Here is a 15,534-nt window from a genome sequence, read left to right on the forward strand (position 1 = left end):
ATAGGAAAGTTTTAGTATATACTAGTGGATAGGTTGAATGGAAAGCGGGTGCAATTTTTTGAAACTGAATAAGAAGGTATTAAATACTTTGAAATTCTTATTCCCAGTTCTTCTTCTATTATTTATTTTTTTAGAATCAAGAAAAATGATAAAGAATTTTGATATAAATTTAATCAAAAATCATCTAGATCAATTAAATGTTCACAATATCATTATTATTATCATACTAGGAATTATTGCTGTTACTCCAATGTTATTTTACGATCTAGTGTTAAATCGAATTCTTAATCTTGGGATACCAAAATTGGAAATGGCAAAATATTCGTTAACCATCAATACATATTCTAATTTTATTGGTTTTGGGGGAGTAGCTGGATTAAGTTTAAGAACTTACTTTTTTAAAGGTAAATTCAAAGATCGCGGGAAGTTGGTAAAAAATATCGCTCAAATATCGCTATTTTATTTGGCGGGGCTTTCCATTTTAAGTTGGATTGTGTCTCTAGGGATAATGCAAACAAGTTTTTTAGCGGGAATGAAATGGATAAAGCTAGCTGTATGGGGGATAAGCCTATATGCACCTATTCTAATTCTTTTAACAAAATTAAGAGAACGAAAGGATCAAGGGGAGCATTTTAAAACCATCTATATTTTAGAGCTTGCATTGATATCCATTTTTGAATGGATGTTTGCCATTTTGTTGTTTTTAACTATCGCCAATATTCTTCATATTCATATTACGCTGAGGGAGTTATTCCCAATATTTATTGTTGCGTCCTGTGCAGGAATTGTCAGTATGATTCCTGGAGGTATCGGTTCCTTTGACTTAATTATGCTACTAGGGTTTGAAAGTCTCCATGTACCTACGGAAAAAATCTTGTTGATTCTGCTTTTTTATCGGATTAGTTATTATATTATTCCGTTCATTCTCGGTACCATTTTGTTTGTGAAAAAGCTATGGAATGATTTAGATGAACCGTACAGACAGGTCATTCATTTTTTGGCGCGAAATATTAGCCATTGGATTATCACCATTTTAGTATTTTTCTCCGGGATTATTTTGTTAATTTCCGCATCTCTTCCTGGAGTATTGGAAAGGGTTAAATTCTTAAGGGAATTTCTTTCTTTTCCCATAATGAACCTTTCTCATCAATTGTCGGTTGCAGCAGGTTTATTATTGCTGTTTTTATCAAGAGGAATTGAATACAGAGTGAAATGGGCTTATTATTTCACCATGTTCATGCTTATTTTTGCAGCTATCTTATCAATTACAAAAAACTTAAATTATGAACAGGCAATTTTTTTAATCATCGTTGCGTTTATCTTATGGTTATCGAAAAAAAGCTTTTATCGCATTAACTTTGTTGTAACATGGGGAAGAGCTGCATTCGATTTTCTGGGGATCCTTTTCTTTATCATATTGTATTTTTTCATTGGGTATATGAATTTACCGCAACATAGCGAGAAAATGAAAATTCCCCATTTTATACGAAAATACATGATTTTGGATCCTGGTGATTTATTTAAAAGTGCCGTTTTAGGATTAATTATTGCATTAATCGTCATTTACTTTGTGTACTGGCTGAAAAAACCATATGAGGCACAATTTCAATCCTCCATTAATGAGACGGAGAAAATTATGGAACATTTGCAAAAATATGGGGGTACTGTTTTATCCCATTTAATATTTTTGCATGACAAAATGATTTATTGGAGCAGATCAGGCAATGTTCTGTTTGCTTTTCAAAAATATGCGGACAAGCTTGTTGTACTAGGTAATCCGGTAGGAGATCACCGAGAATTTCATGATTGTATTGAAGAATTTCATGATGTTGCTAACTTGTATGGATATACTCCCGTATATTACGAGGTTACGAAAGAAATGCTTCCGATGCTGCATGAAAATGGCTATGACTTCTTTAAATTAGGTGAGGAAGCATTTGTTAATGTTGAGGAATTTTCTTTGTCTGGGAAAAAAATGAAAAATTTAAGAGCCGTGAAAAATAAACTGGAGAGAGAGGGCTTTTCATGTAACGTACTGGAACCTCCTTTCTCAGACGAATTACTAACACGTTTACAGTTTATTTCGGAGCAATGGCTGCAAGGGAGATTGGAAAAAGGTTTTTCACTAGGTTTTTTTGACAAAGATTATTTAAATTTAGGACCAATTGCTGTTGTGAAAAATGAAGAAGGTGTTCCTATTGCTTTTACATCGTTAATGCCAAAATATGATGATCATAAAACACTATCTTTGGACCTTATGCGTCAATTGTCTGATATACCGCCTGGGATTATGGATTTTATGTTTATTCATCTATTTGAATGGGCAGGTCAAAATGGATATAGTCAGTTTAATATTGGAATGGCACCTTTAGCAAATGTCGGTTTGTCCAAATATTCGTTTTTAGGAGAAAAGCTAGCATCGCAAATCTATTTACATGGCAGTTTCATCTATCATTTTAAAGGATTGAAAAATTTTAAAGAAAAGTACGCCGATACATGGGAACCAAAATACATGGCGTATCGGAAAAAGACTTCACTTCCATTAACAATGTTTCAAGTAGCGCTTCTAATAGCAAAAAAACGCCCGAAAACCGATTAATAATCGGCTAGGGCGTTTTTTGTTTTATTTTTCGCTTTCCTTATTCGTAACTTTTTTCTAATTCATCTACTAAATAACCGACATATGCAACCGCTTTTTTAATCGCATCTGGTTTTGACATATCGACACCGGCTTTTTTAATTAAATCAAGAGGTTTTAAAGTACCTCCGGATTTTAACACGTCTAACCAACGATCAACTGCTGGTTGACCTTCTTCTTGAATCATTTGGGAAACTGCAGTAGATACAGTTAAACCGGCAGAATACGTATATGGATACAGTCCCATATAATAATGTGGTTGACGCATCCAAGTTAAGCTTGCACCTTCATCTAGTTCAACAGCATCTCCCCAGAAATTAGAAATTGTTTCATATTTTTGTTCACAAAGTGCTTTTGCTGTTAATGGTTTACCAGCTTCCGCAAGACTGTAAACTCGTCTTTGGAATTCTCCTTCAAGAAGATGGGTGACAAAATTATGATAGTACGTTCCTAAAAGACTAGAGATAACCCAACGCTTCATGCGCTTATCATTCGTTTTTGAAAGAATATGATTGGCAAGCAAAAGTTCATTCATCGTAGATGGTGCTTCAACAAAATACATGGATGGACGGGTATTAACTATTCTTTGATTTTTCCCGGCAAGATAGAAGTGACCTGCATGACCTAATTCGTGAGCTAAGACAAAGGCGCCGCGCATCGTATCTGTCCATGTAATCAAAATATATGGATGCACACCATATGGACTGGAGCAAAATGCACCTGTTGACTTACCAATATTATCTGCTAAATCTACCCATCTTTGAGATAATGCTGTTTTCATAATTTGGCTGTATTCAGGACCCATTACTTCAAGTGCATCGAGGATCATATTGGCTGCTTCCCCAAAGGTTGTTTTTGGATTGAAGTCTGGGTCTAAAGGAGCCTTTAAATCACAGAACAACATTTTATCTAAGCCTAATTCACGTTTTTTCAAATTTGCAAAACGCTGCATATGAGGTGCAAGTTCCGTCTGAATAATGTCCAATTGATTATTATACATTTCCTCTGTTACTTTTTGCGGGTGTAAAAGCATTTCAGTAACAGAAGAATAATTGCGGGCACGCGAGATAGCAACTTGTTTCTTCACTTTTGTTGCATATGTTGCTGCAAAAGTGTTTTTATATTGTTCCAAAGTTTTAATGAATGAATCATATGCTTTTCTTCGGACCTCTGTATTTGTGGACAATTCATAACGGTCTTCATACAAGGCAAAGGACATTGGCAATTCATTGTCGCCTTCATGGATTGAGTCAAATTGCATATCAGAAGACTTGCCAAGCTGATAAATAGTATATGGTGAATTATGTATTTCGCTCAAAGATGCTAAAAGCTCTTCGACTTCCGGAGAAAGGATATATTTCTTTTTCTCTAATAAATCATTTAATTTATTTTTATAAACTTCTAACTCTGCCTCTTCTTGTAAATATCTCTCAACCGTTCCTTCAGAAAGAGATAATATTTCTGTCTCAATAAATGATAAAGCTGCACCTAATTTTGCAAGCATTCCTGCAACTAAGGAGGAATTTCCTTGATTAACTGGATTAGACCCATCTTCAGAGGATTTTAAGCTAGCGTAAGTAGCAACTCTAACGACACGGATGTGTAACTGCTCCTCTGCGTATAGACATTTTAATAAAACTTTCGCACCTGTATGAAGTTTCCCTTTAAACTGACTTACACTTGAAATATCAGTTTCAATTGATTTAAGCTCTGCTTCCCAAAGATCATCAGAAGCAAATAAATCCTTTAAATTCCATGTATTTTCTACAGGAACCTCTGAACGCGTTAATCTTTTTTCAACGGTTTTCTGCATATTGATTCCTCCTTTAAAAATATGAATAATGGGAACATTTCGTATCCCTAACAAATTTTATTATATATTAATTTGAAAAATTTGAATATGGTAAATTGCTATAATTGGAAGGATTTTAGTAGGGAATTATTTCAAATCATAAAAGAACGAGCTTTTTCACAAAATAATTTCGTTCAATATGAACAAATTACGCTCGAAAACAATGGAGGGAGTTAATATGACAGTAATTAATAATATTAAACAAACTGTTTCTGGCCTAAAAAGTGCACAGGCTAACTTAGAAAGCTTTGCTTTAGCAACGGATAACCAACAAGCTAAACAGCTTTATCAAACATGTGCACAACAAACACAAACAATTATCGATACTTTAACACCAAGAATGAATGAGGTTGAACAAGAAGAACCACAATATAAACAACAATAACTGCGTTTGTTTTACCGGCGGTCTTATCCGCATAACCGCCGGTAATTAATCATTTGCAAAAGGGGGATTCAATGTGACGGTTGCATCGGATGTGAAAAATTGTATAGCAAGTCTTCAAGGGGCAAAAAATAATTTTAGTCATTTGGCTCTTGTATCAAGAGATGATGAAGCAAAACGGATATTTCATGAATGTATGATGGAAACGGAAGAGATCATTCAAGATCTGCAAAGTCGTGTTTATTCTTTGGAAAGAGAAGAACCCCAATATAAGGGATAGAGAAAGGAGAGTGTGTAATGAACTTGCCAGGATGGTTAGAAGTTATAATTAGGTCCTTATCCATACTTATTGTTTTGTTTATTCTGACAAAAATTCGAGGTAAAAAACAAATATCACAACTCTCCCTCTTTGAATATATTATTGGAATAACGATTGGCGATATTTCAGCAGAGACTTCAGTTGGTGTAAAATCAAATTTTTTTTACGGTGTAAGCAGTTTGCTTGTATGGACGGTTATTCCTCTTATTATCAGTTTTAGTACGTTAAAAAATAAAAAGGTTCGTGAAGTACTTGAAGGTAAAGCAACAGTTGTTATAAAAGACGGAAAAATACAAGAGGATACCTTAAATAAGGAAAAATACAGTATAGATAATATCATGGAGCTTCTTCGGCAGAAAAATGCCTTTAATATTGCGGACGTCGAATTTGCCGTTTTAGAACCAAGCGGCGATTTAAGTGTATTGATGAAAAAAGAAAGTCAACCGTTAACACCAAAAGATATACAAATGAAAGTCCCATCAGAAAAAGAACCGCAGACAGTTATTATGGAAGGAAAAATTTTAGATGAACCATTGGGACTAACAGGATATAATCGCGCATGGCTGGAAGCGGAGCTGCAAAAACTAAATGTTGCTTTGGATAATATAGTGGTCGGACAAATCGATTCGTACGGAAAATTAACTGTTGATATATTTGATGATAAAATTCAAATTCCAAAATCTCAGGAAAGAGCTTTGTTACTTGCTACTATAAAAAAATGTCAAGCAGATATGGAGCTTTTCACCCTTGCAACTGAATCAAAGGAAGCACAGCAAATGTATAAAAAGAATGCAGAACGCTTAGCTCACATGATAAAACGTGTAGAATATTTACTTAACGAATAGGTGAATTTTGAAGTACTAATATCACTCATACTCGTCAAATATGGCGAGTTTTTATTTTTATAAAGGTTGATATTACATATATAAATAATTTAGTGCATATAGAAATAAAAGGTACAATTTTTCTGTTCAGGAGGTTATATTCTTATGTCTGGGTTGGGCAAAAGCATCATAAGAAAGGAAGCCCTTAATAAAGTAACAGGAAATGCAAGATATACTAATGATATCGCCTTTTCACACATATTGGAAACTGCATTTGTTCGCAGCCCTCATGCACATGCGAAAATTCTTTCTATAGATATATCACAGGCTAAAAGAATTCATGGTGTTAGAGCCATTATAACTGGTGAAAATCTTCCGATGACTGGAGAAGATATTTTGGACCATCCACCTCTTGCCTATGATAAAGTACGCCATTATGGTGAGCCTGTCGTTATGATTGTAGCGGAAAAAAAATATCAGGCAAAACAAGCCGCGAATTTTATCAAAGTTAACTACTCCCCCCTTCCAGTCGTTAATTCACCACTAGAGGCAATGCAGCAAAATTCACCTCTAGTCCATGAAAATCTAGGGAAATATGAAGTGATGAAAGGTATATATCCTGTACCCAGTACCAACATTGCAAACCATACGAAAATTAGAAAAGGCAATATTGACGCTGGATTTTCAAAATGTGATGTTATTGTAGAAAAAAGCTACTCCTTTACACAAGCCGACCATGCAGCAATGGAAACAAGATGTGCAACTGCTGAAATTACTCCCTCTGGCATTGTTATTATTCACTCATCCTCACAAGCGCCATATTTAATAAAAAAATCCATATCCAGTATTTTTAACATCGAGGAAGGAAAAGTCGATGTTCATACACCCCTTGTTGGTGGAGCATATGGGGGAAAGGCAGCAATACAACTGGAATACCTTGCATATATTGCTTCAAGGGCTGTCGGCGGAAAACCCGTTAAAGTGTTGAATTCTAGAGAAGAGGATCTTATTATGTCACCAGTTCACATTGGACTTACCGCTACTGTTAAAATCGGATGTACATCAGATGGTAAGATTCAAGCTGCGAAATACACTTATTTGTTTGACGGAGGTGCTTATTCAGATAAGGGAGTTGATATGAGTAAATCAGCAGGAATTGATTGCACCGGACCTTATAATATAGAAAATGTTTGGTGTGATTCCTATTGTATGTATACAAATCACCCTTATTCTACTTCATTTCGCGGCTTTAGCCACTCGGAACTAACGTTTGCTGCTGATCGAACCATGGATATTTTAGCTAAGGAACTAAATATGGATCCCATTGATTTTCGGCTAATAAATGCCATTAAGGAAGGAGATACTACCCCAACACAAACACCATTAACTAAAAGTAATATAGGAAACATGACAAAATGCTTAAAAAGGCTAAAAGAGCTTATAGGTCCCAATATCAATTACCGGCAAAAAATTGGTAATGGTAAAATTCGATCACTTGGAATAAGCGGTCTGTGGAAAACCTCCAATATTGATTCGGATGCAGGGTCTGGTGCAATCATTACCTTTAATAATGATGGGAGCATGAACCTAAACTGCGGGTTGGTAGAACTTGGTCAAGGCACCAAAACAGCTTTAACGCAAATCATTGCAGAGCGTTTCAAAATGGATGTAGATATGGTACATGTAAAAATGTCGGTGGATACGGAAATAACTCCCGAGCATTGGAAAACAGTAGCGAGCAGAGGCACATTTATGGTCGGCAGGGCTGTAATGGATGCATGTAATGATGCAATTGCACAATTTAAGCATGTTGCCGCCAAAATTTTTTTAGTGGAAGAAGAAGATTTAGAGGTAGGGGAAGGGAAAGTTTACCTAAGAGCAAATCCAGTTAGGAGCATTCCAATGGCGGAGCTTGCTCATGGATATAAATATCCCAAGGGAAGTGCGATTGGCGGAGAAATTATTGGAAGAGGAAAATATATTTTGCGAAATATTGTCCCCATTGATCCGGAAACAGGAAAGGGGGTTCCAGGGCCGGAATGGACAGTTGGTGCTGAAGCGGTCGAAGTAGAATATGATGAGGAAAATTTCACATATGAGCTTAAAAGAGTTTTTGCTGTCATTGATTGTGGAAGGTTAATTAATCCACTACTTGCAAAGGGGCAAGTAATGGGGGCAGCCCATATGGGTCTAAGTTTTGCTACTAGAGAGAAATTTGATTTTTCTAATAAAGGGGAAGTATTAAATCCTCAGCTTAGGACTTATCATATGTTAAGATATGGCGAGAATCCTGAATATATTGTTGATTTTGTCGAAACTCCGTTCTTAGATTCTCCATATGGGATTCGCGGAATAGGGGAGCATGGCATCATAGGCATTCCTGCAGCATTAGCAAACAGTCTTTCCAATGCGATGGAAAAAGAATTAATGATTCTTCCATTAACCCCGGAAAATTTATGGCGGATCAAGAATGGAGTACAATCATGATACCTTTTAATTTTGAATACATGAAAGTCTATACCATTCAGGAGGCTGTCAGTTTATATCAGCATTTTCTATTAAGCGGGAAAACGCCAATGTATTTTGGAGGCGGTACTGAAATCATTACCCTAGGAAGAACGAGCAGTTTATTTACGGATGCAGTTATTGATATAAATGGGATACCAGAGTGTAATATTCTTTTGGAGAGAGAACAAAAATTGATTCTAGGATCTTGCATTTCTTTAACTCAATCAGTCTACCAAGATAGCTTTCCATTATTAAGTAAAACGGCTATTGAAATTGCAGACCAAACAGCCAGAAATAAAATTTCTTTAGGTGGAAATATTTGCAGTAATATTCGCTTTAAAGAAGGAATTCTTCCATTTTTGATAACGGATAGCAATGTTGTCATAGCAAACGAAGGAGGGATTAGAGAAATCCCTATTAAAGATGCATTTAATGAGGAATATCAACTGCCTGCCGGAACTTTACTTGTTCAATTAGTAGTAGATGAAGAGTATATAAATGCTCCTTATTATGCAAAAAAGATAAGAACTATAGGAACGGTCGGATATCCTGTTATATCTATTAATGCTATTAAGATAAATGGAAGATTAAAAATAGCTGTTAGCGGAATATCATTACTCCCAATCCATGAGGAAACCATTGACAATCGATTAAACAATCGACAATTGGCTTACAAAGATAGAATAAAAGAAGCAATTGATGCATGGCCAAAGCCAATTATTGATGATATTCAGGGTTCTGCTGATTATAAAAAGTATTTATTAGAAAAAAACTTACTTGAAATTTTTCAGAAGCTGGAGGTGGAGTAGGTGGCGGGCTCCAAATATTTCAATAGTTACTTACATGTAAATGGAGAAGAAAGAGAAGTACATTTTCGTGCAGCAGATACCTTATTAACGGTTATTCGGGAGGAACTTGGATTAACAGGAACTAAATATGGCTGTGGAAACGGGGATTGTGGAGCATGTACTGTTAATGTAGATGGATGGCCCCAAAAGTCCTGTCTTATGCTCGCAATCGAAGCATTGGATAAAGAAATCCTAACAATAGAAGGGTTAAAATTCACTCCGATTCAACAGGCATATGTTGAAAAAAATGCGTTTCAATGCGGGTTTTGTACACCGGGATTTATTATGAATGCACATTCTTTATTATCCCTATTTCCAGATGCAGATGACGAGACTATTCAAGATTGGATGGAATCTAATATTTGCAGATGCACTAGCTATCAGGAAATGATGGAAGCCTTTCATAGCGTGAAAAACCAAAGGTAGGAACGAGGGACCTGACCTGTCCCTCTGTCCCATTACGATAAAAATTGCTTAATATAATCAACATATTCATTTTTATTATATCCATTGTATAGGCCCATGGATAACTTAACAGGGTCACCGAAAAAAAAGCGTTCAAAGTGAGTTTGTCTAGTTCCGAATGGACTCATACATAAATCCCATGCCAACCGAAATAGTTTTACTTTGTCTTCTGCGGTGGAATTGGCTCCTTGAAGATATTGATCAATATAGTTACGTACCGGTGAATGAAAATCTTTATCCGTAGGAAGTGTAATCAAACTGCTTCCGCTTAATAACTGGATAATTTCCACTAATCTTGGGTACATCCGCGGATAATAATAAATTGCCGCATTCAACGGTTTCGCATCTGGCACCAAAGTTCCACAATTATTTTTTTTTGCTTGTATTTCTGCAGAGAATTGAAGGCCTTTTAAGATTTCCAACGTTACAATAACTTCACTGACTTTATCTTTGACATGCTGATATTCTCCAATATTAATGGCATCTATTAAACTTTCCGCAAGTCCAAGGATAAATTCTGTCTTCACGATCATTCTCGTTAAAGCCTGATATAGTAATAATGTATTAAAATTTGTTTCTTGAAACATAGAAAAAGCTATGTCGTAATCCTTATATAAAAATACATTCTCCCAAGGCACAAGTACCTCATCAAACACAACAACCGTATCCATTTCTTCGAAGCGGGAGCCAAGTGGATGATCAAAAGGGGAATCACTTAATACAAAAGATTCTCGGCAAAGAAATTTTAAGCCTGGTGTATTAGAGGGGATTGTAAATGCATAAATATAAGATTCATCAATAAAGTTTCCTCCTGCCGGAATTACTAAAAGTTCGTCTGTTATACCTCCTTGAGTGGATAGTAAACGTGCCCCCTTAATAACAATTCCATCTGTATTTTCCTTGATGATTTTTGCTGCGATGATATTGGAATCTTCCTCCATATAACTTGTGGATCGATTCACTTGCGGATTGATAAACGTGTGTGTAAAAGTAAGATCTTTTTCCATAGCTTTTTGATATATATGAAGGATATTAGAGCCGAAATTTGGATCATTTTTCCCGAATAAATTATGAGCAGTACCTAATGACATTATCGCGGTATTCACGTAATCAGGCGACCTTCCAAGCATGCCAGCATTTGTTCTGGACCAAAATGCAGTAGCAATCCTCCGCTTTTCTAACTCTTTTAACGTTGTAGGCTGTTGAAAAGAAAATCCAACTTCCTTTTTGGATGATGTTTTAAAGGTTAAAAGTTCTTTATGATCTTCATTGTTTTGCAAATCAAATAAGTGTGCCTTGCTCTTCATAATGCCTTTAAATGCTGGATGTTCTGAAATATTCCCGGTTATTTTCTGTCCATTCACCCAAACCTCATTGTTTAAAGCATCAATTCTTTTAATATATTCACTTCCTGATATTGTCATAAAAAGCTTCACACCCTTAAAGAATATATTTATATGATATGAAATGATCAAAAAAAGGAATCAACGTAAATGTTGATTCCTTCATTATTGGTAAATTTTTTTACTAATTTCATTGTTTTAATGGTGTTGTTTTTGTCTAGCGCAAGCGGCAGCCATCGGCAGGAGGATTTCAACGTATCCTTACTATGAAATACTACGCCAATGGGCAAGGTACTTGCACTTTTCTAGTTAAGCATATAATTTAGTCAATTGGGCCTGAATATCGTCGTTCTCTAAATACTCATCATACGTCATGACTTTATCAATCATGCCATTTGGAGTTAATTCAATAATACGATTTGCAATCGTTTGGATAAACTGATGATCATGTGAAGCAAAGATTAAAGAACCTTTAAAGCGAATTAACCCGTTATTCAATGCAGTAATCGATTCAAGATCTAAATGGTTTGTTGGTTCATCAAGCAGCAGGACATTGGATCCGCTTAGCATCATTTTTGAAAGCATACAACGTACTTTTTCTCCACCGGATAACACATTTGCTTTTTTCATTACCTCTTCACCGGAAAATAGCATTCTGCCAAGGAAGCCTCTTAAAAAGCTTTCACTTTGGTCAAGAGGTGAATATTGACGCAACCAATCAACTAAGTTTAACTCGCCATTTTCAAAGTACTCGCTATTATCCTTTGGAAAATAGGCTTGTGAAGTAGTAACACCCCATTTATAGGAGCCGCTGTCTGGTTCCATTTCACCAGACAAGATTTTGAAAAGGGTCGTTTTTGCAATTTCATTTTGGCCTACTAATGCAATCTTGTCGTCTTTATTCATAATAAAGCTTACATTATCCAATACTTTGACACCGTCAATGGTTTTCGTTAAACCTTCCACACGTAATAAATCATTTCCTATTTCGCGTTCAGGAGTAAAATGTACGTATGGGTATTTTCGGGAAGAAGGCCTGATATCATCTAATGTAATTTTATCCAATAATTTTTTCCGTGATGTTGCTTGTTTTGACTTTGAAGCATTGGCGCTAAATCTTGCAATAAATGCTTGAAGCTCTTTAATTTGTTCTTCTTTTTTCTTATTCGCTTCCTGCATCATTTTTTGTGCTAGCTGACTGGATTCATACCAGAAATCATAATTACCGACATAAAGCTGAATTTTGCCGAAATCTAAATCAGCAATATGAGTACATACTTTGTTTAAGAAATGACGGTCATGGGAAACAACAATGACAGTATTTTCGAAGTTAATGAGGAATTCCTCCAACCATTGGATTGCTTTTAAATCCAAATGGTTCGTTGGCTCATCCAATAACAGAATATCCGGTTTTCCGAATAATGCTTGTGCAAGGAGTACTTTTACTTTTTCGGCACCAGTGAGTTCTTCCATTTTCTTTGTATGAAGTTCTTCCCCAATCCCTAATCCTTTTAATAAAATGGCTGCTTCTGATTCAGCCTCCCAACCGTTTAGTTCGGCAAACTCTCCTTCAAGTTCAGCAGCTTTCATTCCATCTTCATCAGTAAAATCAGCCTTCATATAAATGGCATCCTTTTCTTGCATCACTTCATACAAGCGTGTATGCCCCATTATTACGACTTTCAATACCTCATGTTCTTCATATTCAAAATGATTTTGCTTTAATACCGCCAGTCTTTCTCCAGGTGTAATATGCACGTCACCCGATTGCGGTTCTAAATCGCCAGCCAAAATTTTCAAAAAAGTTGATTTTCCTGCACCGTTGGCACCAATAAGGCCATAGCAATTGCCTGGAGTAAATTTAATATTAATATCTTCGAATAGTTTACGTTCTCCATAACGTAAACCTACTTTGTTTACTGTAATCAAATCATTACGACCTCCACATATAATATCTGTTTGATTATATCATGGAATAAATGTAAAAGGCATCTTTAATTCAAATGGAAAGCGCCTTGCCTATAGGCGTACGGTTTATAAGTGTCTTCACCGAAACCAAAGGAAACAAATAGAAGTACCTCAGGAGCTAGTGAAAATGCACTTCAAATTTCACCAATTTGAAAATAGCACTTCCATTTTCACCTGATGCTTTACCGGCGTAGAGGAGACGTAGAAATCAGCTTCCTGACGGCTCCTTTCACTGGAGGTGATAATTTAAGTGATAAGGTTATAAAGTGCTATATTATTTTTTTTCATAAATAAATAAAGCTAAAATCACCAGCGGGATTTTAGCTTTTTAAAGTTTTTATAAATTTTCATTTTGTTGTTGGATTTCATCTTTAGCAAGGATTGTATTTGCATCCTTCAAATGCTCAAACTCATTAACCGAATCGCCAGGTGCATATTTCGTGCCTGTTATATTATCACCAGCTGTATTAATAGTAATAGCTGGTCTTTCAGGCGCATTTGTCAGAATTTTATCGTGTTTATCTTTCATTTGACCATCTCCGTTTTCTAGGTTTGATTATATTCATGCTTTTTTTGAATAATAACTAAAATCCTATTGTAGACTTAGATTCGAGGCATGTTTTTTTATGATGCTAATTATTATTAATCGATATTTTAAGAAAAGAACCATATTAAAAGCATTTCTAATCCATTAAAATCTATTCGTTGTTTACAATAGTTTCTTATTTCGCGACTTTTCTACATTACTTTGGTCATGAATGGGAAAACTGAAGAAAAGTCTACAAATAGGAGGATATAAAGAATGGTAAATGAGGAATCTGCCCGCAAACAAATACCGCAATTTCCTGAACCATTATGGAGAGATAAGATAGATTTTCCAAAATTTTCGCAGCTTAATGAAGATATCGAAGTGGATGTAACGGTTGTTGGAGGAGGAATTACGGGTATTACAACAGCTTATTTGTTAGTGAAGGAAGGGTTTAAGGTTGCTTTAATTGAAGCGGGAAATCTGTTGAATGGAACAACAGGACATACTACTGCAAAAATAACAGCTCAGCATGGGTTAATCTATGATGAACTAATCCAAACAATTGGTGGTGAAAGTGCTAGATTATATTATGAAGCAAATAACAATGCAATTACATTTATTCGCGATATGGTAAAGGAACATAATATAGAATGTGATTTTACAAATGAAGATGCGTTTATTTATACTAATTCAGATGATTATATAAATAAGCTGAAAAATGAGATGATTGCATACGAAAAATTAGGCATAAAAGGGGAAATCTCAGACAGAGTACCAGCAGATTTTTCAGTTAAAGCAGCTCTTAAAATGAGTAATCAGGCGCATTTTCACCCATTGAAATATTTGAAACCATTAGTGGAATACATTGTTTCTAACGGTGGGGTTATTTTTGAAAAAACAACCGCTACAGATGTAGATACAGAGGAAAAATTAAAGGTAAGGACTAGCGGTGGACCGTCTGTAATCTGTAGATATGTTTGTGCATGCTCCCATTTTCCTTTTTATGATGGGCTTGGCTTCTATCCTACAAGGATGTATGCGGAAAGATCCTATATTATTGCCATAAAACCAGAGAAGGAGTTTAATGGTGGGATGTACATAAATGCGGAGCAGCCAACGCGTTCCTTACGTACTGCTATGCTTGGTGATGAAGAATTGCTGTTAATTGGCGGAGAGAATCATAAAACAGGACAAGGTATTTCTACGATTTTACATTATCAAGCTCTAGAGAATTTTGCAGAAGAGACCTTTGGCATTAAAGAGTATTTATTTAGATGGTCAGCGCAGGATTTAACAACTTTGGATAAAGTCCCTTACATAGGACAAATAACCGGTGGTCACCCTAATATTTTTGTCGCTACAGGTTTTCGAAAATGGGGGATGACAAATAGTACGGTTGCTGCAAATTTATTGAAGGATCTTATAATGGAAAAAGAAAATCCATATCGTGATTTATATACTCCATCCAGGTTTGGCGATACAAGTATGAAATCCTTTCTTTCAACGAATATAGATGTAGCAAAACATTTAATAGAAGGAAAATTGGAATATCCTTTAATGCGTATCGATGAATTGGAACCTGACCAAGGTTCTGTTGTTAATGTAAATGGAAGGCGAGCCGGAGCTTATCGGGATAAGGATGGAAAGGTTTATGTCGTTGATACTACATGTACGCATCTTGGCTGTGAGGTCGAGTGGAACTCAGGAGATCGCACATGGGACTGTCCTTGTCATGGTTCAAGATTCTCTATTCAAGGAGATGTAATAGAAGGACCTGCCGAAAGCCCATTGGAGAAAATAGCAGAAGAATAAGATTTGAGTCTGCTCCTAATGGAGTAGACTTTTTATATTTTGAAAT

12 protein-coding genes are annotated in these 15,534 nt (G+C 35.7%); 8 read left to right on the forward strand and 4 right to left on the reverse strand.

What is annotated here, in order from left to right; genetic code table 11:
* Positions 1-58: 58 nt before the first annotated feature.
* Entirely contained in the window at positions 59-2,599 is a 2,541-nt protein-coding gene (mprF, locus tag NSQ59_RS12195; RefSeq protein ID WP_235950425.1) for a bifunctional lysylphosphatidylglycerol flippase/synthetase MprF, read from the forward strand.
* Positions 2,600-2,639: 40 nt separating this feature from the next.
* Here mprF and pepF read toward each other — a convergent pair whose 3' ends face one another.
* Complete coding sequence (gene pepF, locus NSQ59_RS12200) at positions 2,640-4,451, reverse strand: oligoendopeptidase F (protein WP_340831434.1); 1,812 nt, start codon at positions 4,449-4,451, stop codon at positions 2,640-2,642.
* A 217-nt stretch (positions 4,452-4,668) separates the two neighbouring features.
* Between pepF and NSQ59_RS12205 the strand changes: the two genes are divergently transcribed.
* The 6 genes from NSQ59_RS12205 to NSQ59_RS12230 all read left to right on the forward strand — a co-directional run bounded on the left by NSQ59_RS12205 (position 4,669) and on the right by NSQ59_RS12230 (position 9,797).
* Positions 4,669-4,875 (forward strand): DUF1657 domain-containing protein, encoded by a 207-nt coding sequence (locus NSQ59_RS12205; protein ID WP_055739595.1) that lies wholly within the window; start codon positions 4,669-4,671, stop codon positions 4,873-4,875.
* A 73-nt stretch (positions 4,876-4,948) separates the two neighbouring features.
* Positions 4,949-5,152, forward strand: a complete 204-nt coding sequence (locus NSQ59_RS12210) for a DUF1657 domain-containing protein (RefSeq protein ID WP_055739596.1) — start codon at positions 4,949-4,951, stop codon at positions 5,150-5,152.
* A gap of 17 nt (positions 5,153-5,169) precedes the next feature.
* Entirely contained in the window at positions 5,170-6,036 is an 867-nt protein-coding gene (locus NSQ59_RS12215; protein WP_055739597.1) for a DUF421 domain-containing protein, read from the forward strand.
* Between the two features lie 144 nt (positions 6,037-6,180).
* Positions 6,181-8,502, forward strand: coding sequence for a xanthine dehydrogenase family protein molybdopterin-binding subunit (locus NSQ59_RS12220; protein WP_055739598.1), 2,322 nt, complete (start codon positions 6,181-6,183; stop codon positions 8,500-8,502).
* Positions 8,499-9,332: an FAD binding domain-containing protein gene (locus NSQ59_RS12225; RefSeq protein WP_055739599.1), complete on the forward strand. Its 834-nt coding sequence runs from the start codon at positions 8,499-8,501 to the stop codon at positions 9,330-9,332. Before NSQ59_RS12220 ends, NSQ59_RS12225 begins: the two co-directional genes overlap by 4 nt.
* The gene (locus tag NSQ59_RS12230; protein WP_055739600.1) at positions 9,333-9,797 is read left to right on the forward strand and encodes a (2Fe-2S)-binding protein; all 465 of its coding nucleotides are present in this window, start codon (positions 9,333-9,335) and stop codon (positions 9,795-9,797) included.
* Positions 9,798-9,829: 32 nt separating this feature from the next.
* Here the strand turns inward: NSQ59_RS12230 and hpaB are convergent, their stop codons facing one another.
* The 3 genes from hpaB to NSQ59_RS12245 form a co-directional block, all read right to left on the reverse strand.
* Positions 9,830-11,260 (reverse strand): 4-hydroxyphenylacetate 3-monooxygenase, oxygenase component, encoded by a 1,431-nt coding sequence (gene hpaB / locus NSQ59_RS12235; protein WP_055739601.1) that lies wholly within the window; start codon positions 11,258-11,260, stop codon positions 9,830-9,832.
* Positions 11,261-11,488: 228 nt separating this feature from the next.
* Complete coding sequence (locus NSQ59_RS12240; RefSeq protein ID WP_055739602.1) at positions 11,489-13,108, reverse strand: ABC-F family ATP-binding cassette domain-containing protein; 1,620 nt, start codon at positions 13,106-13,108, stop codon at positions 11,489-11,491.
* Positions 13,109-13,484: 376 nt separating this feature from the next.
* Positions 13,485-13,676, reverse strand: coding sequence for a hypothetical protein (locus NSQ59_RS12245; RefSeq protein WP_055739603.1), 192 nt, complete (start codon positions 13,674-13,676; stop codon positions 13,485-13,487).
* 273 nt (positions 13,677-13,949) lie between these two features.
* Between NSQ59_RS12245 and NSQ59_RS12250 the strand changes: the two genes are divergently transcribed.
* Positions 13,950-15,488: an FAD-dependent oxidoreductase gene (locus NSQ59_RS12250; protein WP_055739604.1), complete on the forward strand. Its 1,539-nt coding sequence runs from the start codon at positions 13,950-13,952 to the stop codon at positions 15,486-15,488.
* Positions 15,489-15,534 lie beyond the last annotated feature (46 nt).

Origin of the sequence: Margalitia sp. FSL K6-0131 (genome assembly GCF_038008735.1) — a bacterium.
GTDB classification, from domain to species: Bacteria; Bacillota; Bacilli; order Bacillales; family Bacillaceae_C; genus Margalitia; species Margalitia shackletonii.